Genomic DNA, 22,615 nt, shown 5'->3' on the forward strand with positions numbered 1-22,615 from the left:
CGGCCACTTTACGGCGTGCGCCGCCTCAGCGGAATCCGACGCGCGGCTGCTCAGTGCTCAGTTGACCGCCTCGTGCTCAACACCGGCGGGCTCGGCAGCTTCAGCGCGATGACTGCGACGATTCCGGCGACGAGGACGATGACCGAGCCCGCCATCAGCGCGAACTGGTACCCCTCGAGCAGTGCGGCGGGAGCCGCGTCCGCTCCGGCACCCCGGGCCGCGGTGACGGTGGCGGCGATCCCCGCGAGCAGAGTCAGGCCGATCGCGACCCCGATCTGCTGGGCGGAGTTGAGCAGTGCCGAGGCGATGCCCGCCCGCGCCGATTCCACCCCATAGATCGCGGCCTGGGTCAGGGCCATGATGCCCATGCCGTACCCGATGGCCAGGAACAACATCGCCGGGGCGAGATGCCACCAATAGGCGGTGTCGAGGGAGATGCGGGAGAACCAGAATGTCGCACCGGCCGCGAACACGGCGCTCACCGCAGCGACGAACCGTGGGGAGAACCTGAGGACGAGCTTCGGCCCCGCCCCCGCGCCGATGAAGATCCCGACGGCGAAGGGCAGCCAGGCCAGCCCGGTCTGGAGCGGACCGCAGCCCTCGAGGTTCTGCAGGTGGAGGGTGATGATGAAGAACGTACCCATCGGCCCGACGGCCAGCAGCAGCATCGCCACATAGGCACCCGACCGGTTGCGGCTGCGGAACAGGCTCAGCGGAACCAGCGGGTTCGCGCTGCGTGACTGCACGAGGACGAAGAGGGCCAACAGCACCGCGGCCGCGGCGATGAGGGCCAGCGCAATCGGATCAGCGGCTCCCGCCTCGCCGAAACGGGTGATGGAGTAGACGAGAGCGACCATTCCTCCGGTTCCGAGGACGGCATCGAGAGTGCCGATCCGCCCGGTGTGGGGCTTCGCGGCGACCAGGGTGCGGGTTCCCAGCAGCGCCAGCAGCCCGATCGGCACGTTGATGAAGAAGACCCATCTCCATCCCAGGGTTCCGGTGAGGACCCCGCCGAGGATGAGACCGAGGACGACTCCCAGGCCGCTCATCGCCCCGTACAGGGACAGCGCCCGGTCTCTCATCGTGCGGTCGTCGAAGGTGGTGGTGATGAGCGCGAGAGCGTTGGGTGAGGCGAGCGCGGCACCCACTCCCTGCAGGGCGCGGGCGGCGATGAGAGTCTCGACGTTCGGGCCGAGTCCGCCGGCGAAGGAGGCGAGTGCGAAGACGAGGAGGCCGAGCTGCAGGGTCCGCTTCCGCCCCCAGATGTCGCCGATCCGCCCGCCGAGAAGGAGCAGGGCTCCGAAGGCGAGGATGTAGCCATTGACGACCCAGGGCAGGTGGACGGGATCGACGGCGAGTTCAGTCTGGATGCTCGGCAGCGCGATGTTGACGATGGAGTCGTCGAGCACGAGCATCAGCTGCGCCATCGCGATCACGAGCAGAGCGATCGCCTGCCCCCTGGCCGTACGGGTCTCTCTCATCAGGTTCCTTTCGACGTCTGGCGGCGGGCTCGAAGCTCATACCCCGGGGGTGTACTCCCCGCTGGCCCACCATATACCCACAGGGGGTATACGAATCAAGCCGAAGAAGCGAGATCCAGGACACATCGGGCCGAATCGAGCACGGGTCGGTCACCTCGCTCGCAAGTAGAGTGGAGGCGATGAATGCACTCACCGTCGCCGAGGTGACCGCCGCCGCCGACCGCATCGCCGGCCAGGTCCGCCCGGTCCCGATCGCGCGCCGCTCCCCCGCCTCGCCGGTGAGCTTCGCGCTGGAGTTCACGCAGTTCACGGGCACGTTCAAGGCGCGTGGGGCGAAGAACTTCATCCGCGCCCACCTCGAGGCGGGCACCCTGCCCGGGGCCGGGGTGACGATCGCCTCGGGAGGGAACGCGGGGCTCGCCTGCGCGTGGGCTGCACGGGCCGAAGGCGTGCCCGCGACCGTGTTCCTCCCGGCCACCGCTCCCGCAGTCAAGGTCGAACGGCTGCGCGGCTACGGCGCCGATGTCCGCCTCGTCGGCAGTGAGTACGCCGAGGCGGCCGCCGCGTGCGAGGAGTTCGTGGCGTCCTCGGGCGCGCTGGCCTCCCACGCCTACGACCATCCGCTCATCGCCGCCGGTGCGGGAACGCTGATGGTGGAGATCCTCGCCGAGGTGCCCGACCTCGACACCGTGGTCGTGGCCGTCGGAGGCGGCGGACTCTTCGCCGGGATCGCCACCGTCGCCCGGAATCACGGTGTGCGCACCGTCGCCGTCGAACCCGAGAATTGCCGGGCGCTCAACGCGGCGCTCGAGGCCGGTGAGGTCGTCGACGTCCCGGTCGACTCGGTGGCCGCGGACTCCCTGGGCGCCCGTCGGGTCACCGAGCTCGCCCTGCGGGCCGCCCAGAACGACTTCGTCACCTCGGTGCTCGTGCCCGACGTGGAGATCGTCGACGCCCGCCGCAGGCTGTGGAGCGACCACCGGCTGGCCGTCGAGCATGCCGCGGCTACGGCGCTGGCCGGGATCGACTCACCGCAGGGGTACCGCCCGGGCGAGGGAGAGAAGGTCTGCGTCGTCCTGTGCGGGGCGAACACCCACCTCGGCGACCTCTGAGGTCCGGTGCGCCGTCCCCGGTGCGCCGTCCCCGGTCAGCCGTCCGCGGCCAGCCTCCACAGCGAGGTGACCTCCCGGCTGCGCGCCGCGTGGAGCGGGTCGCTCGCATCCGTGGCACGACCATGCGTGGGCGCGGTGGCGAGACGGTCGATCACGTGCAGGCCGGCTGCGGCGATGCGCTCGAGCAGGTCGGCCCGGGTGCGCAGGCCCAGGTGCTCGGCGAGGTCGGAGATGATGAGCCAGGCCTCTCCTCCCGGATTGAGGTGCTCGGCGGCTCCCTCGAGGAACCGGTGGAGGACCGAGGAGTCCTCGTCGTAGATGCCGAGTTCGAGCGCCGAGGTGGGCCGGGCAGGCAGCCACGGCGGATTGCACACGATGAGGTCGGCCCGCCCCTCGGGGAACAGGTCGGCCTCGATCGCGCGCGCCCTGTCCGCGCACCCGAGTCGGGCGAAGTTCTCATTCGCGCATTCCACGGCGCGGCCGTTGATGTCGGTGGCGATGATGCTCTCCACTCCGCGGCGGGCGAGGAGGGCAGCGAGCACACCCGTGCCCGTTCCGAGGTCGAACGCGGTCCGCGTTCCGGCGGGAATGGGCGCTCGGGCGACGAGCTCGATGTACTCGCCCCTGACCGGGGAGAACACTCCGTACCGGGGGTGGATCCTCGCATCGAGCGAGGGAATCGGCACCCCTGTCTCGTGCCATCCGCGGGCGCTGAGCACGCCCTGCAGCTCGGTCAGCGACACGCACATCGCCGAGGTGGGGTCGCCGTAGGCGTCTCGGCACGCCTCGCGCACATCGGGGGCGCGGCGCAGGTCGAGGGAGAAGTCCGCGCCGAGTTCGACGATGAGCCGACCGAGGATCCGGGCTCTGTCCTCCCGTGCCCGGCGCTGGGCGAGGAACGCCCGGGTGATCTTTTCGCCCTCGGTCGCCGATGCGGCCACCCCGCCTCCGCGGGGGCCACGTGATCCTCTCCGGCCGCCTCGGCGAGCGAGGGCGAGGTCGACCCGCCGCGCCATCGCACTGAGCAGCTGCCTGCCGTTGTGGAAGTCCCCGCGCCACAGCAGCCCGGTCCCCTTTCGGGCGAGCGCGTAGGCGGCGGTGGCGGTGATCGCATCGTCGATGACGACGACCCGCTCCGGGGCAGCGGCACCGCTCTCCGAATGCCAGGCCGCCGAGCGGGTGCGGTCGTCCTCGGTCCATTCGATGGTGGGCACGGACGGCTCCCTCGGAGTCGGAGGCATGGACTTCTGGCACTGCGACGAGGTGCCGTGGCGAATCGCGCCTGCCAATTATCCCATGCCCTCCACCGGTTCAGTCCGAAGGACGCGCTTCAGCCGAAGGCGGATGCGGCATGTGCAGGGGGCGGCTCCTGCTCGTCCGGGCCGACCATCGCCCGTTCTCGTACCCGACCTCGATGGGGTGGTCGAACGCGGCGGAGACGGTGTCCGTCGTGAGCACCTCGGCGATGTCCCCGGACGCCGTCACCCGGCCGTGGGAGATGAGCATCGCCTTCCCGGTGCTCTCGGGGATCTCCTCGAGGTGGTGGGTGACGAGGATCGTCGCCAGGTCGGGCGATGACACCGACAGGTCGTCGATCGTCTCGAGCAGCTGTTCGCGGGCGGCGACGTCGAGGCCCGTCGTCGGTTCGTCGAAAAGGAGGAGGCTGGGATCGGCGATGAGGGCGCGGGCGACGAGAGTCCTCCCCCGCTCCCCCTGGCTGAGCACCTGCCAGCCGGCGCCGGCACGGTCGCTCAACCCCACCTCGGCGATGAGCCGGTCGGCCTCCGCGACCTCGTCCGCGCTCGGCTCCCACCGCAGAGGGCGCTCGATGGTGCCGGTCAGCCCGGTGAGCACGACCCCGCGCACGGACATGTTCGACCGCAGCGGGTGCCGGGGATTGACGTGGCCGATGTGGCGGCGCAGCGCCTGGAGCTCGACGCGGCCCATGCGGTGGTCGAGGATGTCGACGGTGCCGGAGGTGGGGAAGACCTGGGCCGCGCAGAAGCTGAGGATCGTCGACTTCCCCGCCCCGTTGGGGCCGAGGAGGGCCCAGTGCTCGCCTGCCTCCACCCTCAGGCTGATGCCGTGGAGGATCTGCGTGTCGCCGCGCCGGAAGGTCACGTCGTCGAGGGTGAGGACCGTCATGGCCATGATGCTACCCGGGACCAGCGCGCCCCCGGACCGCGGGGGCGCGGACGAGGGAGTGATCGTCAGAAGTGGGTGCCGCCGTCGATGCGGATCTCGGTGCCGGTGATGAACTTCCCGTCCTCACTGGCGAGCATCGCCACGACCCCGGCGACGGTCTCGGGGCCCGCGAACCCATCGCCGATGGCCGGCTGCAGCTTCGCGAGGAGGGACAGGTCGGCGTCCGCGGGGAATCCCGGTCCCCGGCTCTGCCCGCTCTGCCCCGATCCGTCGGTCATCCCCGAGGAGATCGAACCCGGCTGCACCGCGGTGAAGCGGATCCCGTCCTTGGCGTACTCCGAGGCCAGGGCGTGTGTCATCGACTGGATCGCGCCCTTCGACGCGGCGTAGGCGGCCATGTACGGATGAGCGAACATCGCCGAGGTGGAGCTGAAGCTGACGACGGCCGGATCGTGGCCCTGCCGGAGAGCCGGGATCGACTCCCGGATGACGAGGAAGGTGCCGAAGAGGTTGACGCGGATCACCCGCTCGAAGTCGGCGAGGCTCGTCTCGTGGGTATGGGAGGACCGCAGGATCCCGGCCGCGTTGACGACGACGTCGAGACCGCCGAGCCACTCGATCGCCTCGGCGACCCCGGCCGTGACCGAGTCCTCCGCGGCGATGTCCATCTCCACGGTGTGCAGGCGCTCCGCCGCCTCGCCCGCCTTGGCCGCGGTGTCGGCGAGACCGGCGGCGCTGACGTCGGCAGCGGCGACGCGGCCGCCCTCGGAGAGGAAGCGCAGCACCGTGGCCTGCCCGATGCCCGAGCCCGCTCCGGTGATGAGCACGCGGCGATCCGTGTAGCGATTCATGATGATCCCTTCTTGATGTCCATTTATGCCAGCGTGACACGTTGTGTCATACAGGTCAACGCTTGGGAGCGCGGAGGACTTCCCGTTCCGGGTGCTCTCGTACAGTGGAGCCATGGAGCTTTCACTGACCGAGAGGCGGCGGGCGACGACGCGCCTGGACATCGCCCTCGCCGCCGCCCGGCTGCTGTCGGCGGCGGGTTCCGGCGGCGTCACCGTCGAGGCGATCGCCGCGGAGGCGGGGGTGTCCCTGCGCACCTTCTACCGATACTTCCCGACCAAGGAGGATGCCGTCGCCCCGCTGCTCTCGGTCGGCGCGGACGACTGGCAGTCGGCGATCGCCGCGGCCCTCGACGACCCCGCGGACACCCGGCGGGGATCGATCGACGGGAACCGGCTGCGGGCGGCGATCGCCTCGGCGATCCGCACCGTGCTCTCCCCGGACGGCCCGGAGGAGGCGCAGGCGCTGGAGAGGGCCGGGGGCCTGCTCCGTGCGGCCCTGACCGACACCGCGCTGCGTTCCGTCTGGCTGCGCGTCAACGGGGAGTCCGAACGTCGCCTTCTCGGCGTCTTCCGCGCGCTCCTCGGCCCAGGGGACGACGAGCTCGACGCCCGTCTCTTCGCGGCGGCCGCGACCGCGGCGGTGCGCATCGGACTCGAGGAGTGGGCCGAGTCGAGCGGGGACCGTGCCGGCGCCGGGGCGGACCCGGCCGAGCGGGCCGGACGGGCCTTCCGGGCACTGTCGGCGGGCCTCGTTGCCGTTCCACATCATGGATCTGCGGCGGATTCCGCCGAATGAGCGATGATAATCGTCCCATGCACAGCGGCGTCGGACCGGACGAACTCGGCCGGATGAGGATGCGGGGGAAGATCCTCCGGCGCTCCGCCTCGTTCAACGTCGCCCACGCCATCGACGACCTCGAGCCCGGCACCGGCGCCCAGAGCATCCAGCGCGCGCTGACCCTGCTCAACCTCGTCGGCCTCATCTCCAGCGAGCGCAGCTGCGGTGCCAGCCTGTCGGAGATCGCCGCAATCAGCGGCCGTCCCAAGCCGAGTGTGCATCGGATGCTGCACGCGCTCATCGCGATGGGCTATGTCGAACGGCTCGACGAAGGCGGCTACCGCCTCGGCGTGCAGTCCCAGATCCTCGGACAGCTCGCGCAGAAATCGGTGGATCCCCTGGTCACGGAGTCGGAATCGAGTCTCCTGCGGCTCGCCGAGCTCACTCAGGACACCGTCTTCCTCACCCTGCGCACCGGCAGCTACTCGATCTGCGCCCGCCGGGAGGAGGGATTCGGCGAGATCTTCAACAATGCCCTGGCCGTGGGCGACCGTCACCCGCTGGGCATCGGCGCGGGAAGCCTCGCGATCCTCGCCGAGCTCACGAGCGCCGAGGTCGACGCCCAGTTCGAGGCGAATGCGCAGATCCTCGCCGAGAAGTACCCGAAAGTCTCGATCGACCAGCTGCGCGACATCATCGACCAGGCGCGCATCGACGGATTCGTCCACAACCCCGGACTGTTCGCGCAGGGGTCGTGGGCGGTGGCGGTGCCGCTGCGGATCCGCGGCAGCCGCCCTCGGGCGGCCCTGTCGATCGCGAGCATCGCCGACCGCATCACCGGCCCCCGGGTCGAGCGGCTCGTCGCCCTGCTCCGCCATGAGGCACGCGCCATCGCCGCGGCGCTCGGCTCCGGCGCCGATTCGGGTCCGGGAACCGCCCGCGATGACGACTCGGCCTTCGCCGAGCTCGATCTCACCGCTGCCGAGGTCGACGATGAGCGCTGAACCGGCGACCACCGGGCCCGCGGCTGCCGATCCGGCGACCGTCGAGTCGATGACGCCCCCGCCAGACTATCCGCTCGGTCGCGCGGGTGAGACCTTCGTCCATGCCGGGCCCCGGCTTCACCCGCGCATCGTGTCGGTGCCGACCGCCGTGGCGGTCCACGACGTCGATCTGCTGCCGGGGGCCGAGCTCTTCACCGAGTTCGGGCGGATCCTGTCGGAGCTGGACGTCCGCGGGGCCGGAGTCGAGGTCGTCTCGGGCGGGTTCTCCGCGCTTCCCTATGTCAGACCGGCCTATGGTCCTGATGCCGCGCATCCAATGCACTTCAGCGCGGAGATGTCGGCCGAGTGCCCCGTCCGCGTGAGGGCAGGCTCCGCGACGCTGGGATTCCGGTCGCCGGCTTCCGACCTCCGCGCCCCCGCGCCCGCTGCACCTGCTCCCGCGCTCGCTCCTGCCCCGCCCGGTCCCGCGCCCGGTCCTGCCGCGCCCGGTCCCGCTGCGCTCGACCCCTTCGGGCACATCCACGCCTCCTGGACCGACCGGCTCGGCCGCCACCGGGGCGGCCACCTCCTTCCCGGCGCCACGATCGGCGCCGAGGGTCTCCGGCTGCGCGTGTTCGCCTACTCCGATGTGGAGCTTCTCAGCGCGATCGACGAGGAGACCGGGCTGCCGACCTTCGCGCCGCGGTCGCGTCCAGACCACCGTGTCGCTCCGAACCCGATCCACGACGTCGAGGTCTCTCCCACCTCGGCGAGCAGTGCGCATCAGACGGATCAGGACACCGTCCGCACGGGCGTGGTCTCCCGCATCCGCCCTGGTCAGATGATCGACGAAGCGGTCCTCGACGTGTGCCGGGCAGCGGGATTCACCCGCGCCGAGGTCCGTGGCAGCCTCGGCAGCACGGTCGGTGCGATCTTCGAGGACGTGAATGGTCGAGGTGAACGGGCCGAGGAAGTCGTCGTCGACTGGCCGGCGGCCGAATACACCGTCCTCAGGGGAACGGTCGAAGACAGCCCGGGCGAGCCGCACGTCGAGCTCGTCGCCGAGGCGGTCGACGTCCATGGCCGGGTGCTCGCCGGCAGGGTCCGCACCGGCGCGAATCCAGTCGCCGTCACCTTCGAGCTGCTCCTCCTCGAGCTCCCCTGAGTTCGACGAGTACCGAGCCCGGCGAGCACTCTCATCACTTTCGGAACCATACATCTGTTCTGAAACAGATGTATGGTTCCGAAAGTGATTGGATCCCGCCGTCTCGCCGAGATGGAGAGCCCTCAGGACATCACGGCCCCGCCGTCGACGCGCAGGATCTGCCCGGTGGTGAATGAGGCGCCGTCGCCCGCGAGGTAGGCGACCGCCTCGGCGATCTCGTCGGGCCTGCCCAGCCTGTCGAGGGCCTGACCGGACGTGTCGTAGTCCTGACCGGCGGTCAGAGCCGACTCGACCGGCCCCGGCGCGACCGAATTGCACCGGATCCCCCGCCGCCCGTACTCCTTGGCCACCCATTTCGTCAGCGCTATGATGCCGCCCTTGCTCGCGGCGTACGCCGGACCCGAGCGCGCACCGGCCTCACCCTGGGACACCGCCCCTCCGTTGATCCCGGAGATCGAGGAGATCGTGATGATCGATCCCGCGCCCGCATCGAGCATGTGCGGGTGGACGGCGGCCCTGATGACATTGAACGTCCCGCCGAGGTTGGTGTCGAGGTCCCGCTGCCACTGCTCGGCCGTGATCTCGTCGATGCCGACGCGGGCCGCGGTCCCGGCGTTGCTGACGAGGATGTCGATGCCGCCGAATCCGGCGACGAACGAGTCGACCGTGCCCTGCACCGCCTCGGCGTCACGGACATCGAGGGCGAAGCCCGCGAACCTCTGGTCCGGGTGCTCCTCGGCCAGCCGTGCGGCGGCCTCGTCGGCGCCGCGGAGATCGACGACGCCCACCGAGGCGCCCCGACCGGCGAGCGCTTCGGCGATGGCGAAGCCGATGCCCTGGGCGGCCCCGGTGATCAGCGCGGTCCTGCCATTGAGAAGGTGCGGTTCCATGAGTCTCCTTGTCATGTTCGCCCGGCTCATCCCACTCCGAGGAGATCGGGCAGCCAGTTCGAGATCGCGGGAATGTAGGTGATGAGGATGAGGGCGACGATGGAGCAGATGAGGAACGGGAGGATCCCCCGCACCACCTCCTCCAGCTTGATCCTGCCGATGCCCGCACCGACATAGAGGTTGAGGCCGACCGGTGGGGTGAACAGTCCGATCGCGAGGTTCACGGTCATGAACACGCCAATCGTCGTCATGTCGACCCCGACTCCGACGAGGATCGGCACGAGGATCGGGATGAACAGGTAGAAGGCGCTGATCGCGTCGACGAACGCGCCCACGATGAGGAGGACGACGGTGATGACGGCGAGGATGACGAACTTGTTGTCGGTGATCCCGAGCACCGCCCCGGAGACCCGCTCCGCCACGCCCTCGACGGTGATGACGTAGGAGAAGAGACTCGCGACACCGACGATGAACATGATCACCGCGGTCGACACTCCCGATTCCAGGAACACCTTCGGCAGGTCCCGCCACCTCAGTTCCCGGTAGACGAACACGCCGACGACCAGGGCATAGACGGAGGCCACGGCACCCGCCTCGGTGGGGGTGAAGACACCGCCGTAGATTCCGCCGAGGATGATGACCGGGATGAGCAGTCCCGGGATCGCCTTGACGAAGGCGGAGATGACATCGGCCGGCCCACCGCTGAGAATGGTGATGGGATCACCGGTCGCCGTCGCCGTGGCGGTCTCCCCGGAACCGCCGCCTCCCGCCGTGGACTGCACGGCCGTCGCCCCTCCGGTTCCGGTCGACGGTCCCTCGGCACCCGCGGAGCCGGCCGCGCCGACTGCCTCTCGAGACCGGCTCGGCAGTCCCGCCGCCTCCCGTACCCGCGGCACGAAGAGCGCGGCGACGAAGAACGCGACGGCCATGATGACACCGGGCACGATGCCCGCGATGAAGAGTCGGGAGATCGAGATCGAGCCGAACTCGGCGGCGACGACGGCGAAGATGATGAACGCGATGGACGGCGGGACGACGATGCCCATCGATCCCGATGCCGCAACGAGCGACACGGCGTGCTTCTTCTCGTATCCCTTGCGGACGAGCGCCGGGATGAGGATCGCGCCGATCGCGGCGACCGTCGCCGGCCCCGATCCGGAGATCGCGGAGAAGAAGAAGGCGGAGACGATCGTCACCGCGGCCAGCCCGTGGTTGAAGCGGCCGAAGAGCATGAAGGCGAGATCGACGAGGCGCTTCGAGATCCCGGTGTGCTGCATGACGATCCCGGCGAGGACGAAGAACGGGATCGCGAGCAGGGTCCCCGAGCTCAGCGAGGGGTACATGACGCTGGGGACGACGTCGAGGACCTGGAGTCCGTCGGTCGTGATGAGCACCGTCACGGCGGACAGGCCGAGGGCGAACGCGACCGGGATCCCGAGAGCGAGGAAGAGGAAGAAGCTGCCGAACAGCAGGAGCTCGATCATCGCCGCCCTCCGATCTCGAGATCGTCGACGACGGGGGCGGCCTCACGGGCCAGCCGCTCGGTCACCGCCTCGGCGGAGGTGTCCTCGGTGAGCGCAGTCCGCGCGGACTGCACCGTGCGGACGATCCCGAGGAGTCCCGCGAGCGGAATCGACAAGGTGAACAGCCACTGCGGAATGCCGAGCGACGGCGTCGCCCGCCCGCGGGCCGCCTGGTGGACGAGCATCTCCCCGCCCCAGATCAGGAGAACGGCGAGGAACACGATCATCAGGGCGGCCCCGACGACGATGAGCACCCGCCGGGTGCCGCCCTGGGCATTCTCGACCAGGTAGGTGAACCCGAGGTGCGCACCGAGGCGGATGCCGACGACCGCCCCCATCATCGTCATGACGACGAGGAGGTTGATGGTGATCTCCTCCGAGAACGCCAGGGAGGCCTGGAAGAGGTAGCGGGCCAGGACGTTGACGAAGGTGACGACGACGATCACGACGAAGGACAGGACCACGACCCAGTCCTCGAACCAACGGACGATTCTCATCTCACAGTCCTTCCGGGATGAAGACCTGGGCCATCTCGGGACCCCAGATCGTGCGGTATTCCTCGAACCGCGGGGCCAGGGACGTTCGGAAGGCCTCCTTCTGCTCGTCGGTGAGCTCGTTGACCTCCATGCCCTTGTCCTTGAGCTCGGCCAGCAGCTTCTCCTCGCGCTCCCTGTTCTGACTGATCTGGAACTCGTTGGCGTCAGCGGCGAGCCGAGCGACGAGTTCCTTGTCGGAATCGCTGAGAGATTCGAAGAGATCCTTGTTCATCCCGAGGATGAGCGGATCGTACGAGTAGTTCCACAGGGTCAGGTAGGGCTGGACCTCTTGGAGGTTCGCGGAGTGGATGACATCGATCGGATTCTCCTGCCCGTCGATCGCACCCTGCTGCAGCGCCGAGAACACCTCACCGAAGGGCATCGTCGTCGGGTTGGCCCCGAGCGAGCGGTAGAAGTCCGTGTAGAGACCGAATCCGGGGATCCGGAACTTCAGACCGGCCAGGTCCTCCGGGGTCTCGATGGGCCGGCGAGTGTTCGTCAGCTGCCGCATCCCCGATTCGCCGAACCCGAGCAGCTCGACGCCGCGTTCGGCGAGGTACTTCCGGTAGACATCGCCTCCGGGGCCGGCGAGGGCGGCCTGGCCGTCTTCGACGGTGTCGAAGCGGAACGGCGCGGTGACCGCGCCGAACCGGGGATCGACGCCGGCGTAGATGATCGGTGAGTTGTAGGAGAAGTCCTTGGCACCGTCCATCAGCTGCTCGACACCTGCGGTCGCCTCACCCGCGGAGAGCCGCTCGCTGCCGAAGACCTTGAGGGTGATGCGTCCGTCGGTCTCTTTCTCGAGGTCCTCGGCGAACTTCGTCGCCGCCAGATACCACGTCGATGTCGAACCGGTCGTCACCGTCATCTTCCACCGGTAGCGCTTCTGTCCGTCCTCCGTCGTTCCGAAGTTCGTGCCGCATCCGGTGAGCAGCATGACGAGGATCGTCAGCACCGCACACGCGGTGAGCACATGCGTCCTCCGTATTGCCTGGGGCACCATTGCCTCCTTCGCCTCGTGGTTCTCAGTTCGTGTCGTCGACCGCAGTCGTCGTGTCATGCTCGACGCCGCCCGCCCGGTGGACGAGTCCGCCGTCGACGGGGATGACCGTCGCGTTGATGTAGGCCGCCGCGTCGGAGGCGAGGAACACCGCGAGGTCGGCGACGTCCTCGGGCCGGCCCATCCGTCCCGTCGGCGAGAGTGCGTGCCTGGCCGCGAGCATCTCCTCGACCGAGGCATAGTGCCCGCTGATCGACCCGTGGATGAGCGGGGTCTCGATGAGGCCCGGGGCGATCGAGTTCGCGCGGATTCCCTCCGCGGCATGCTGGAGAGCCGTGGCCTTCGTCAGCGCGATGAGCCCCGCCTTCGACGCCGCGTATGCCGGGTAGTCGTACCCCATGTGCCGCATGCCTCCCACCGAGGAGACCGTGATGATCGATCCGCCGCCGGCCTCGCGCATGTGGCCGAGCGCGAGCTTCATCGCCCGGAACGCTCCGAGGAGGTTGATGTCGAGGGCTGTCCGGAAGTCCTCGGCATCGAGGGTGTCGAGTCCGCCGTTGACGACGATGCCGACGTTGTAGTGGAGGACGGTGGGAGTGCCCAGCACCTCGGCGCAGTGGGCGAAGGCGGCCGTCAGGGAGTCCTCATCGCCGACGTCGGCCGCGACCGTCGTGAACCGCGGAGCCTCCCCGCCGAGGCTGTCCCCGGCGTCGAGCGCGGCCCGTGCATGCTCGAGGGCGGCGGCGTCGCGGTCGACGATGCACACCCGGGCCCCGGCGGCGAGGAACGCGCGGACGGCCGCGAAGCCGTTGTTGATCTGTCCGTCGGGAGTGCCGCAGCCGATCGCGATGATGGTCTTGCCGCTGAGATCGGTCATCGGGCGCTCCCCCGTCCGCGTGACTGCTCGTCCCTGATCTCCCGGCGGGCGATCTTCCCGTAGGCCGTGACCGGGATGCGGTCGACGAAATGGATCTCCTTGGGCACCTTGTAGGGCGCCAGTCGCGACTTGAGCAAGGATCGCAGCCGCTCGCGCACCCGGTCGAGGTGATCGGTGTGCTCGCCCTCCGACGGCGGACGCTCCGGCTCGACCGCCGGCGCGGCGGGGGCGAGCTCGATGACGGCGACGCCGATCTCGCCCCACTGGGGATCCGGCACGCCGACGACCACCGCCTGGGCCACCTCGGCGGAGGTGAGGAGGAGCTCCTCGATCTCCCTCGGGTAGACGTTCGATCCGCCGGAGATGTACATATCGGACTTCCGCCCGGTGAGGTAGAGGTATCCGCGTTCGTCGAGGTAGCCGATGTCGCCGGTGTGGAAGATCCCGCCGGCGAAGGACTCGGCATTGGCATCGGGGCGGCCGAGATAGCCTGCGCACACCGTCGGCCCCGCGACGCAGACCTCGCCGCTCACCCCCGGCCCCGTCGGCGTGCCGGATTCGTCGACGATGAGGATCTCGACTCCGGTCCGGGCGCGACCGCACGTGCCGATCCCCGCCTCGTCGACGGGGATCGCCCCGTGCTCCTCGGGCCTGAGGATCGTGATCGCCCCCGTCACCTCGGCGAGGCCGAAGTACTGGACGAGGCAGGGTCCGAGCCGGTCGAGGGCCCGGGCCTGGTCGGCGGCGAGCATCGGCGCTCCCGCGTAGACGACTCGCCGCAGGGTGTGGTCGCCGGGTCCCCGGTCGTCCGGGAGGCCTGCGACGATGCGGTTGAGGATCGTGGGGACGGTGAAGGCGTTGGTGATGCCGAAGCGGTCGATCGACTCCCACAGGGTCAGCGGGTCGGCTCGGCCGCCGGGGTGGATGACCGACGGCGTGCCGCCGAACACCTGGGCGAGCATGTGGATTCCCGCCCCGTGCGACAGAGGCGCGATGACGAGTGAGGCACCGGTCTCGTCCTCGTCGGGGAAGAGGTCGCAGCGATGATTGGCGAGCACGGCGCCGAGGTGGCGATGGGTGAAGGTCGCGGCCTTCGGACGACCCGTCGACCCGGAGGTGAAGAAGTACCAGCAGGGATCGTCCTCCTCGACCTCGAAGTCGCCGAGGGCTGTGATCTCGTCGGCCGAATCCGGTGATGGTCCCCCATGGCCGCGCCGGACCCGGGCACTCTCGGGGACGGCGGCGCTCAGCGGGCCCGTCACGGTCGTCGGCAGCTCGCCGATCCACAGCACGGGTCCCGTGTACCCGTCCCGGTGCAGTGCCTCGACGAAGTCGGTGTGCTCGCGGTCGACGATGAGGGCCGCAGGCCGGACCTCTTCGCAGATGCCGAGCAGCTCCTCTGTGGAGAGGGCGGCGTTGGGCGGGGCGATGACCGCACCCGCGCGGATGGCACCCCAGAAGGCCTGGATCACCTCGGCGTGATTCGCGGAGACGAGGACCACACTGTCGCGCCTGGCCACACCCCGTCGCTGCAGGTCGAGCGCGAGCGCATCCGCGCGCTCGTCGAGCTCCCTCCACGACCATGTGATCCCGCGGTCGGGGTCGATGACGGCAGGGGCGTCCGGGATCCGGCGGGCGGTCTGGGTGAGGAAGTGGGAGACGTTGACGCCGCGCCGAGGCGTGGGGGTGAAGTCCTTCGCCGGCGATGTCCGGGAGATGGATCGCATCAGCGCACGCGCTCCAGGACCGAGGCGAAGTTGGAGACCGCGGCGCCTCCCATGTTGAAGACTCCCGCGAGTTCCGGGGACTCGATCTGGATCCCGGAGGCGCGGCCGGTGAGCTGGGCCGCGGCCAGGGCGTGCATGGACACACCGGTGGCGCCGATGGGGTGGCCCTTGGCCTTGAGCCCGCCCGAGGGGTTGACCGGCAGCTCCCCGTCGACGGCGGTCACACCCTCGTCGATGAGCCGGTGGCCCAGTCCGGGACCGGCCAGCCCGAAGGCCTCGTATTCGAGGAGTTCGGCGATGGTGAAGCAGTCGTGGGTCTCGAGCAGGTCGAGGTCGTAGATCCCGATCCCGGCCTGCTTGAGCGCCTGGCGCATGGCGGCACCGGCGCCGCGCATCTCCAGCGGATCGCGCCGGGACAGCGGCATGGCATCGTTGGCGTTCCCCATCCCCCTCCACCGCACCGCCTGTGGTGCGGAGCCGGCGACCTCGTCGGCGGCGAGGACGAGGGCGACCGCGCCGTCGGAGACGAGGGAGCAGTCGGTGCGCCGCAGCGGTTCGGCCACGTACGGGTTCTTCTCCGACACCGTGGAGCAGAACTCGAATCCGAGGTCCCTGCGCATATGGGCCAGAGGGTTGTGGGTGCCGTTGGCGTGGTTCTTCGACGCGATCCTGGCCAGGGTGTCCGAGTGGTCGCCGAAGCGCTCGAAGTACCGGGCGGCGATCTCCCCGAAGACGCCGGCGAACGACTTGTAGTGCTCCTCCTCGTCCCGGTAGCTGGCGCTGAGGAGGGTCTCGTTGACCTCGTGTCCCGAGGCCTGGGTCATCTTCTCGGCGCCGATGACGAGAGCGATCCGATGCCGACCGGCGGCGATCGAGTCATGGGCGGCGAAGACCGCCGTGGAACCGGTGGCGCAAGCGTTCTCATGGCGGTGGGCCGGCGTGAGCGCGAGTTCGGGGATCTCCACCCCGAGGAGGGCGGCCTCGAATCCCTGCCGGGAGAGCCCGTTGTTGTAGACGCCGACGTGGATGACGTCGATGTCGGCGAGCTCGAGTCCTGCGTCTGCCACCGCGTCCCGTGCCACCGCTGCCATCATGACCGGAAGCGGGTGCTCGCTGCGACCGAACTGGCCGTGGGACCAGCCGATGATGGCGGGAGAGGTCATGGGCCCTCCTTCGGGCACGGGGGAACGCGGTGGAACCGAGGAATCACTGCTCGATATGCTTCCCCGGCTCCCATCCTCCGGTCAACGAAGATCCATGATGTGGAACATCGATCGGCTCAGGGAACGACGACGACCGGCACCGGCGTGCTGCGGATGATCTTCGAGGCGTCGGAGCCGAGGAACAGCCGGGACTTCGGCCCCTCGTCCGAGGACCCGAGGACGAGGACCTCCCCGCTCACCCAGTCGACGGACTCGACGGCGGCGGCCCAGTCCCGTCCGGTGCCGACGACCGTCGCCACCGAGCCCGGCCGAGCGTAGGCGGAGATCGAGGTCAGGGCCGTCTCCTGGGAGGCGGTCACCTCGGCGATGAGCGTCTCCCGTGCGGATCCCTCCTCCAGCGTCGAGGGTTCGACCGTTCTCCCGCCCGCGGCGAACGTCGCGATCCGCAGGTCGGCCCCGACATCGCGCGCGATCTCTGCCGTGCGCAGGAGCACGGAACGGGAGTGCTCGTCCCCGCGGTAGGAGCAGGTGACCCGCGTGACGGTGGAGCCTGCGGGCACGTCGTACTCACGGGGCGCCAGCGCCACGGGCACCGGTGAGGAGTGGAGCAGACGGTCCGACGTCGAGCTCAGCCGCACTCTGCCGCGTTTGCCGTCGGTGCCGGACCCGACGACGATCATCCGCGCTCCTGATTTCTCCGCCTCGGCGATGAGGGCCCTGGCGCGGGACTCCGCGGAGACGGACACCGCATGGGTGTCGAGGTCGGGACAGATCTCCGCGGCCGCGGCCTGGGCTTCGGCGACCGCCTGCTTCCCGCGCTCGCGCGACCATTCGGCGAACTGGAGATACCCGCCGCTCGAGGGAAGAGTGGAACCGGGTGCCGGGATGACGCTGACGATGCGCAGCGGATGACCGCTCGATCGGGCCAGGACGGCGGCCAGCCGGAGAGCCGAGCGGTCCTTCCTGCCGTAGGGGAAGGCTGCGATGAGGGTCATTGCGTCCTCGCTCTCGATGGACGGATCGGGTGCACGATCAGCCTAGTCGACCTGCTCATTCCGCCACAGGGGCGGACATCGGTGAACTCCGGTCGAAACCTCGGGGAACAGGTCCCGGCATCCGTCGTTTCCGGTTGTCCGGGCGACCGGGAGGGGCCACAGTGAGCGTGTGGACATCGAGATTCCCCTGGGGCGGCGCGACCGTCTGTATCGAACGTGCGAGCTCGTCCCCGGAGTCATCAGCGGACTCGCCCTCACTCTCCTCTTCGTCCTCCCCTTCCTCAGCCCCCGCCTCGCCGTGGCGTTCGTCCTCGGGATCGCGGGGCTCGTGTTCGTCCGCAGCGTCCGTGGCGCCGTCGACCTCATGCGCGGCTACCGCCGCTACCGCGCCGCCCTCAGGGTCGACTATGCCGCCCGGCTCGTCGACCTCAGCCTGGCCCGGCGAGGCCTGCCCGTGCCCGGCTCTCCCCGGCAGTCCCTCGGCTACGCCCGGCACCGGGAGGCGATCGAGAATGTCCGCGCCGACCCCTCGGCGATCCCCGATCCGCAGGCGATCCGCCACGCCGTCATCATCGCCGCGTACAACGAACCCTTCGAGGTCGTGCAGACGAGCCTGAGGTCCCTGGTCCAGTCCTCGCTGCCGGCCGATCATCTGGCCGTGTTCTTCGCCTACGAGGAGCGCGGCGGGGAGGCGATCAGGGAGACGGTCAGGCGCGTGAGTGAGGCCTTCGGGAGGTCGTTCGGGCACTTCGAGGTCGTCGAGCATCCCGCGGACATCCCCGACGAGGTGGCCGGGAAGGGTGCGAACATCACCTTCGCCGGGCGTCGGGTCTCCGCCTGGGCCGCAGCCCGGGGTCTCGATCCCGCTCTGGTCCTCGTCACCACGCTCGACTGCGACAACCGGGTCCACGACAGCTACTTCGATGCCGTGAGCTATGAGTTCACCATCGCCGAGAACCGGGGGCGGGCCAGCTTCCAGCCGGTCAGCCTCTACACCAACAACATCTGGCAGGCTCCGGCGCCGACGCGGGTGATCGCCTCGGCGAACAGCTTCTGGAACCTCGTCAGCTCCGTCCGGCCGCTGGTGCTGCGGAACTTCGCCTCGCACTCCCAGCCGCTCGACGCGCTCGCGGCGATGGACTACTGGTCACGGCGGACCATCGTCGAGGACGGCCACCAGTACTGGCGCTCCTACATGCACTTCGGCGGGGACTACCGGGTCGTGCCGATCCATGTGCCGGTGCTCCAGGACGCGGTCGTCGCCGGCACTCTGGCGCAGACCCTGCGGGCCCAGTTCGCCCAGCTCAGCCGCTGGTCGTACGGCGCCTCCGACGTCCCCTATGTCGCGGCCAACCTGATCCGGCACCGACGCGGGCTGCCGGTGCTCGACGGCTGGCTGCGTCTGCTCGTCCTGCTCGAGGGCCACGTGTCGCTCGCGGTGGTGTCCCTGATCATCGCGATCGGCGGCTGGGTGCCGTTCCTCTTGCTCTCGGGCGCCGCTTCGGCGGACGCCGCCCCGATCCCGGCGGTCGTCGACGATCTTCCCTTCATCGTCGGCGCGCTCCAGCAGGTCGGGACGGCCTGCCTGGTGGTGGCGGTCGTCGTCCACTTCAAGCTGCTGCCGCCGAGGCCGTTCAACTGCCCGCGCCGACGCACCCTCGGCATGTACCTGCAGTGGTTCCTCTACCCGGTCTCGCTGCTCGTCTTCAACTCCTCGACGGCGCTGTACTCCCAGTCGCGGCTGTTCGTCGGCCGCTACCGGGAGACGTTCACGGTCACCGAGAAGGTCCGCGCGGACTTCCCGGCCGACCTGCGCTGATGAAGGGGGCGACTCTCGGCTGAACGCCGGCCTCTGCAGTACGTCGTGTCGACGCTTCTCATCTGTCGGCACAAGCTGGCATGCTCGAGAAGCAATCACTACCCTGAAGACACGCCTGACATATCAGTTGTCGATCTCGTCGTCCGACATCACGTCGATCGGCGACTCGGACCTCCTCGACGACACCGATCCGTCGGTGCGACCCGTTCAACGCAGAACTGTGACTACAGAAGGACATCAATGACAGACACCGCGGTCTCGACCACCCAGCTGCGTACCGGAGAGAAGAGGAGCGTGCTGCGCGTCGTCACCTATGCGGGAGCGATCATCGCGTTCCTCATCGGCTCGGGCTTCGCCACCGGTCAGGAGATCCTGCAGTACTACGCCTCGTACGGATTCTGGGGCATCTTCGGCACGGGACTGCTCGTCCTCGTGCTCATGTCCTATGTCGCGGTCGAGTTCTTCCTCGTCGGACGGGCACAGCAGTTCGCCAAGCCCTCAGGCGTGTTCCACTACTACTGCGGGAAGCACCTCGGCACCTTCTTCGACTACTTCTCGATCCTCTTCGTCTTCCTCAGCTTCACGGTCATGGTCTCCGGAGCAGGAGCCGTCTTCGAGGAGCACTACGGCGTCTCGAAGTTCGTCGGCGGAATCGCGCTCGCCGCCGCCGTCGCACTCACCGTGTGGTTCGGGCTGAAGAACCTCGTCGAGATCATCGGCAAGATCGGACCCGTCATCGTCGTCGTTGCCATCGCGCTCGGCATCTACGGGATCGTGACCAACCCCGGCGGCATCGTCGAGGGCAATGCCATCGTCGGCGATCTCGACGTCACCCAGGCCTCGTCGAACTGGTTCCTTGCCGGACTGTCGTACGTCGGGTTCTGCATGCTCTGGCTCGCCGCGTTCCTCGCCGCCCTCGGCAAGGCGAGCAATCGCCGGGAAGCGGTCGGCGGCGGCCTCCTCGGCGGGATCCTGTTCTCCCTGGCCTGCATGATCGTCGGACTCGGACTGCTCGCCAACATCGAGAGCCTCTTCGACGCCGAGATCCCCATGCTCGTCCTCGCCGGAGGACTGGGGCCGTGGCTGGCCGCGGGGATCTCGGTGATGATCCTCGCCGGGATCTACACGACGGCCGTTCCTCTGCTGTGGACAGTCTCGTCCCGCTTCTACGACGACTCGCAGCCGGGGTTCAAGTACCTCACTGTCGTCCTCGCGATCGTCGGCACGGTGGTCGGTCTGGTGCTGCCGTTCTCGCAGATGGTCAACATCGTCTATGTCATCAACGGCTACGTCGGGATCCTGCTGCTGGTCCTCATGCTCGTCAAGACCATCTCCCGTGTCGCCGGGCGGCAGAAGGCCTGAGAGCATGGCAGCGACTCGCACTTCGCGCGCTCGTGGGCAGACCCTCTGACAACAGGGCCGGCCGCGCTCCCCACGGATGAGGAGCGCGGCCGGCACTGACGTCACCGCGCCACCGGCATCATCCTCATCCGACTGCTCCGGCCGGGATCGCCGCGCGCTTCGCCGCTGTCACGACTCCGCGGGGAATGCCGCCGCGCAGCACGGTCGCGAAGTTGCCCCATACGGTCTCGATCCGGCGCTCGACGTTCTCCCAGCCCACTCCGGCCATATGCGGCGTGCAGATCGCGCGCTCGAGGGTGAACAGCTCCGAGTCGGGATCGAGGGGCTCGGATTCGTAGACGTCGAGCCCGGCACCTGCGATGCGGCCCTCGCGCAGGCACTCGATGAGCGCGGACTCGTCCACGACCTCACCCCGGCTGATGTTGACGAGGATGCTTCTGGGACTCATCAGCGCGAGTTCGTCCCGGCCGATCAGCTTGTCGGATCCCTCGTTGAGGGGCAGGCACACGCAGACGATGTCGGACACCGTCATGAGCTCGGGCAGCGAGACCGGTTCGGCCGAGACGAGCTCGGAGACCGTCAAGGGGATCTCCGCGCGATCGTAGAACACCACGTTGGCGCCGAAGCCGTAGTGGGCGATCTTGGCGACCCATCGTCCGATGTTGCCCAGCCCGACAATGCCGACGGTCTTCCCGTAGAGCTCCGCGTACGACTCCTCGGCGAGATCCTGACGCCACTTCCCCTCCCGCATCAGCTGCATCGAGTGGGGAATCCGCCTGAGCAGCGTGAGCATCAGGGTGATCGCATGCTCCGCGACCGAGATCGAGTGGGTCTTCATCTGCGCCACGGGAATGCCGAGATCGTCGAGGACGCTCAGGGGCAGCTGGCCGTATCCGGAGCTCATGTACTGGATGAACCTCGCGTTCCTCGCGGATCTGAAGACGTCTTCATGGACCTCGACGCCCGAGATGAGGAAGTCCGCATCGGCGGCGGCACGGCACTGCTCGGCGCGATCCGCCTCCGGCGGCACGATGGTGACGGTGAAGTCCTCCGGCGCCGCGGCCAGGAGCGGGTCGATGTAGTCCTTGAGCGGATTCACGTAGACGACTCTGTGTGTCATGGCTTCACTTCTCCCATTGCGCCGATGATCGCTTCGACCATGTCCTGAGTGCTCGCGGTTCCGCCGAGATCCCGCGTGCGCCGACCCGCCTTCAACGTCGACTCCACGGCAGTGCGGATGGCCCCCGCCGCCTCGGTGCAGCGAGCGTCGCCGTGCTGACCGCCCAGCCATTCCAGCATCATCGCCGCGGACAGGATCATCGCGGTCGGGTTGGCGATTCCCTGGCCCGCGATGTCTGGCGCGCTGCCGTGGGAGGGCTGGAAGACACCGTGGGTGAGACTGACATCGGCGGACGGAGCCAGTCCCAGCCCGCCGACCAGTCCTGCGGCGATCTCGGAGAGGATGTCGCCGAAGATGTTCTCCGAGACGACGACGTCGTATCGTTCGGGGTCGGTGACCATGAACATGGCGCCGACATCGACGTAGTGCTTCGCGCTTCCGATATCGGGGTTCTTCGCCGCGACTTCGTCGAACACCCCCTCCATGAGGACGTTGCTGCGCAGGGCGTTCGACTTGTGGAGCAGGGTGACATGTCCCGGGGTTCCGCGCTTGCGCCGCTCCCGGGCCTGTGAGAATGCGACGTCGAAGAGCTTCTCGCACGTGGCTCGGGTGATCGTCATCCGGTCGCTCGCCGTCTCATCACTGGGCTCATGAGCGTCCGCGAGGCCCGCGAACATCCCTTCCGAGGTCTCCCGGATGACGAGCATGTCGATGTGCTCCGCCTTCACCGGGTAGTCGACTCCGGGGAAGAGCCTGACCGGGCGGAGACTTGCGAAGAGTCCGTAGTGGGCGCGCATCTCGACCTGGGCACCGAGCTCGAGGCCTTCGGGGCTGCGGACGTCCGGCAGGCCCATGGCTCCGAAGAGCACTGCGTCGGATCTGCCGATCTCGTCCATGTCCTCGGTCGTGATGCGTCGTCCGGTGCGGCGGTAGAGATCCGCGCTGAAGTCCTTGAAGTCGAACGTGAACGTCAACCCGAAGCGCTCTTCGCATGCCCGCAGGACCGACACCGAGGCGTCGATGACTTCGGGGCCGATTCCGTCGCCGGGAATGACGACGATGTCATAGCTGCTCATGGGACTCCTGCT

20 protein-coding genes are annotated in these 22,615 nt (G+C 68.9%); 6 read left to right on the forward strand and 14 right to left on the reverse strand.

The genetic code is table 11. The features are described 5' to 3' along the window. Positions 1-50 precede the first annotated feature (50 nt). On the reverse strand, positions 51-1,481 hold the full coding sequence (locus DFO65_RS10630; RefSeq protein WP_113904394.1) for an MFS transporter: 1,431 nt from the start codon (positions 1,479-1,481) through the stop codon (positions 51-53). A 179-nt stretch (positions 1,482-1,660) separates the two neighbouring features. Here DFO65_RS10630 and DFO65_RS10635 point away from each other — a divergent pair, with 179 nt between their 5' ends. Beyond that, positions 1,661-2,593 carry a serine/threonine dehydratase gene (locus DFO65_RS10635; RefSeq protein WP_113904395.1) on the forward strand — a complete coding sequence of 311 codons (933 nt, stop codon included), beginning with the start codon at positions 1,661-1,663 and terminating at the stop codon, positions 2,591-2,593. Positions 2,594-2,628: 35 nt separating this feature from the next. Here DFO65_RS10635 and DFO65_RS10640 read toward each other — a convergent pair whose 3' ends face one another. From DFO65_RS10640 to DFO65_RS10650, 3 genes are all read right to left on the reverse strand, one after another. Beyond that, positions 2,629-3,807 (reverse strand): methyltransferase, encoded by a 1,179-nt coding sequence (locus tag DFO65_RS10640; RefSeq protein ID WP_113904396.1) that lies wholly within the window; start codon positions 3,805-3,807, stop codon positions 2,629-2,631. Between the two features lie 97 nt (positions 3,808-3,904). Then, positions 3,905-4,738: an ABC transporter ATP-binding protein gene (locus DFO65_RS10645; protein ID WP_342766925.1), complete on the reverse strand. Its 834-nt coding sequence runs from the start codon at positions 4,736-4,738 to the stop codon at positions 3,905-3,907. A 65-nt stretch (positions 4,739-4,803) separates the two neighbouring features. Next, complete coding sequence (locus DFO65_RS10650) at positions 4,804-5,589, reverse strand: SDR family NAD(P)-dependent oxidoreductase (protein ID WP_113904398.1); 786 nt, start codon at positions 5,587-5,589, stop codon at positions 4,804-4,806. 112 nt (positions 5,590-5,701) lie between these two features. Between DFO65_RS10650 and DFO65_RS10655 the strand changes: the two genes are divergently transcribed. The 3 genes from DFO65_RS10655 to DFO65_RS10665 are packed head-to-tail and all read left to right on the forward strand — an operon-like array spanning position 5,702 to position 8,515. Further along, positions 5,702-6,385: a TetR/AcrR family transcriptional regulator gene (locus tag DFO65_RS10655; protein ID WP_113904399.1), complete on the forward strand. Its 684-nt coding sequence runs from the start codon at positions 5,702-5,704 to the stop codon at positions 6,383-6,385. Then, positions 6,382-7,371 (forward strand): IclR family transcriptional regulator, encoded by a 990-nt coding sequence (locus tag DFO65_RS10660; protein ID WP_245940623.1) that lies wholly within the window; start codon positions 6,382-6,384, stop codon positions 7,369-7,371. The genes DFO65_RS10655 and DFO65_RS10660 overlap by 4 nt, the downstream gene beginning before the upstream one ends. Continuing rightward, positions 7,361-8,515: a PPC domain-containing DNA-binding protein gene (locus tag DFO65_RS10665; protein ID WP_113904401.1), complete on the forward strand. Its 1,155-nt coding sequence runs from the start codon at positions 7,361-7,363 to the stop codon at positions 8,513-8,515. The genes DFO65_RS10660 and DFO65_RS10665 overlap by 11 nt, the downstream gene beginning before the upstream one ends. Positions 8,516-8,637: 122 nt before the next feature. On the opposite strand, the gene DFO65_RS10670 is transcribed toward DFO65_RS10665, so the two are convergent. The 8 genes from DFO65_RS10670 to DFO65_RS10705 form a co-directional block, all read right to left on the reverse strand. Next, a complete protein-coding gene (locus DFO65_RS10670) occupies positions 8,638-9,405 on the reverse strand; it encodes an SDR family NAD(P)-dependent oxidoreductase (protein WP_113904402.1) in 768 nt (255 codons plus the stop codon). A gap of 26 nt (positions 9,406-9,431) precedes the next feature. Then, positions 9,432-10,889 (reverse strand): TRAP transporter large permease, encoded by a 1,458-nt coding sequence (locus DFO65_RS10675; RefSeq protein ID WP_113904403.1) that lies wholly within the window; start codon positions 10,887-10,889, stop codon positions 9,432-9,434. Further along, positions 10,886-11,425, reverse strand: a complete 540-nt coding sequence (locus DFO65_RS10680; protein WP_113904404.1) for a TRAP transporter small permease — start codon at positions 11,423-11,425, stop codon at positions 10,886-10,888. Before DFO65_RS10680 ends, DFO65_RS10675 begins: the two co-directional genes overlap by 4 nt. A 1-nt stretch (position 11,426) precedes the next feature. Continuing rightward, the gene (locus DFO65_RS10685) at positions 11,427-12,464 is read right to left on the reverse strand and encodes a DctP family TRAP transporter solute-binding subunit (RefSeq protein ID WP_245940624.1); all 1,038 of its coding nucleotides are present in this window, start codon (positions 12,462-12,464) and stop codon (positions 11,427-11,429) included. A gap of 25 nt (positions 12,465-12,489) precedes the next feature. Further along, the gene (locus DFO65_RS10690) at positions 12,490-13,341 is read right to left on the reverse strand and encodes an SDR family NAD(P)-dependent oxidoreductase (protein WP_113904406.1); all 852 of its coding nucleotides are present in this window, start codon (positions 13,339-13,341) and stop codon (positions 12,490-12,492) included. After that, positions 13,338-15,068, reverse strand: coding sequence for an AMP-binding protein (locus tag DFO65_RS10695; protein ID WP_113904407.1), 1,731 nt, complete (start codon positions 15,066-15,068; stop codon positions 13,338-13,340). The genes DFO65_RS10690 and DFO65_RS10695 overlap by 4 nt, the downstream gene beginning before the upstream one ends. After that, positions 15,068-16,231, reverse strand: coding sequence for a thiolase domain-containing protein (locus DFO65_RS10700; protein WP_113904408.1), 1,164 nt, complete (start codon positions 16,229-16,231; stop codon positions 15,068-15,070). The genes DFO65_RS10695 and DFO65_RS10700 overlap by 1 nt, the downstream gene beginning before the upstream one ends. 116 nt (positions 16,232-16,347) lie before the next feature. Next, positions 16,348-17,226, reverse strand: a complete 879-nt coding sequence (locus DFO65_RS10705; RefSeq protein WP_113904409.1) for a universal stress protein — start codon at positions 17,224-17,226, stop codon at positions 16,348-16,350. Positions 17,227-17,395: 169 nt separating this feature from the next. Between DFO65_RS10705 and DFO65_RS10710 the strand changes: the two genes are divergently transcribed. Together DFO65_RS10710 and DFO65_RS10715 are read left to right on the forward strand one after the other, a co-directional pair. Beyond that, on the forward strand, positions 17,396-19,045 hold the full coding sequence (locus DFO65_RS10710) for a glycosyltransferase family 2 protein (RefSeq protein WP_113904410.1): 1,650 nt from the start codon (positions 17,396-17,398) through the stop codon (positions 19,043-19,045). Positions 19,046-19,285: 240 nt separating this feature from the next. Next, entirely contained in the window at positions 19,286-20,407 is a 1,122-nt protein-coding gene (locus DFO65_RS10715; RefSeq protein WP_113904411.1) for a YkvI family membrane protein, read from the forward strand. Between the two features lie 124 nt (positions 20,408-20,531). Here the strand turns inward: DFO65_RS10715 and DFO65_RS10720 are convergent, their stop codons facing one another. Both DFO65_RS10720 and DFO65_RS10725 read right to left on the reverse strand, forming a co-directional pair. After that, positions 20,532-21,527: an NAD(P)-dependent oxidoreductase gene (locus tag DFO65_RS10720; protein ID WP_113904412.1), complete on the reverse strand. Its 996-nt coding sequence runs from the start codon at positions 21,525-21,527 to the stop codon at positions 20,532-20,534. After that, positions 21,524-22,603 carry an isocitrate/isopropylmalate dehydrogenase family protein gene (locus DFO65_RS10725; protein WP_113904413.1) on the reverse strand — a complete coding sequence of 360 codons (1,080 nt, stop codon included), beginning with the start codon at positions 22,601-22,603 and terminating at the stop codon, positions 21,524-21,526. Before DFO65_RS10725 ends, DFO65_RS10720 begins: the two co-directional genes overlap by 4 nt. Positions 22,604-22,615: the final 12 nt, after the last annotated feature.

The organism is Brevibacterium sanguinis, assembly GCF_003315415.1.
GTDB classification, from domain to species: Bacteria; Actinomycetota; Actinomycetes; order Actinomycetales; family Brevibacteriaceae; genus Brevibacterium; species Brevibacterium celere_A.

Coding starts and splice junctions, on each gene's coding strand:
- DFO65_RS10645 (WP_342766925.1), bottom strand. CDS start 4,738: ATGACGGTCCTCACCCTCGACGACGTGACCTTCCGGCGCGGCGACACG.
- DFO65_RS10665 (WP_113904401.1), top strand. CDS start 7,361: ATGAGCGCTGAACCGGCGACCACCGGGCCCGCGGCTGCCGATCCGGCG.
- DFO65_RS10700 (WP_113904408.1), bottom strand. CDS start 16,231: ATGACCTCTCCCGCCATCATCGGCTGGTCCCACGGCCAGTTCGGTCGC.
- DFO65_RS10680 (WP_113904404.1), bottom strand. CDS start 11,425: ATGAGAATCGTCCGTTGGTTCGAGGACTGGGTCGTGGTCCTGTCCTTC.
- DFO65_RS10670 (WP_113904402.1), bottom strand. CDS start 9,405: ATGGAACCGCACCTTCTCAATGGCAGGACCGCGCTGATCACCGGGGCC.
- DFO65_RS10705 (WP_113904409.1), bottom strand. CDS start 17,226: ATGACCCTCATCGCAGCCTTCCCCTACGGCAGGAAGGACCGCTCGGCT.
- DFO65_RS10660 (WP_245940623.1), top strand. CDS start 6,382: ATGAGCGATGATAATCGTCCCATGCACAGCGGCGTCGGACCGGACGAA.
- DFO65_RS10690 (WP_113904406.1), bottom strand. CDS start 13,341: ATGACCGATCTCAGCGGCAAGACCATCATCGCGATCGGCTGCGGCACT.
- DFO65_RS10715 (WP_113904411.1), top strand. CDS start 19,286: ATGACAGACACCGCGGTCTCGACCACCCAGCTGCGTACCGGAGAGAAG.
- DFO65_RS10695 (WP_113904407.1), bottom strand. CDS start 15,068: ATGCGATCCATCTCCCGGACATCGCCGGCGAAGGACTTCACCCCCACG.
- DFO65_RS10635 (WP_113904395.1), top strand. CDS start 1,661: ATGAATGCACTCACCGTCGCCGAGGTGACCGCCGCCGCCGACCGCATC.
- DFO65_RS10655 (WP_113904399.1), top strand. CDS start 5,702: ATGGAGCTTTCACTGACCGAGAGGCGGCGGGCGACGACGCGCCTGGAC.
- DFO65_RS10720 (WP_113904412.1), bottom strand. CDS start 21,527: ATGACACACAGAGTCGTCTACGTGAATCCGCTCAAGGACTACATCGAC.
- DFO65_RS10650 (WP_113904398.1), bottom strand. CDS start 5,589: ATGAATCGCTACACGGATCGCCGCGTGCTCATCACCGGAGCGGGCTCG.
- DFO65_RS10630 (WP_113904394.1), bottom strand. CDS start 1,481: ATGAGAGAGACCCGTACGGCCAGGGGGCAGGCGATCGCTCTGCTCGTG.
- DFO65_RS10675 (WP_113904403.1), bottom strand. CDS start 10,889: ATGATCGAGCTCCTGCTGTTCGGCAGCTTCTTCCTCTTCCTCGCTCTC.
- DFO65_RS10725 (WP_113904413.1), bottom strand. CDS start 22,603: ATGAGCAGCTATGACATCGTCGTCATTCCCGGCGACGGAATCGGCCCC.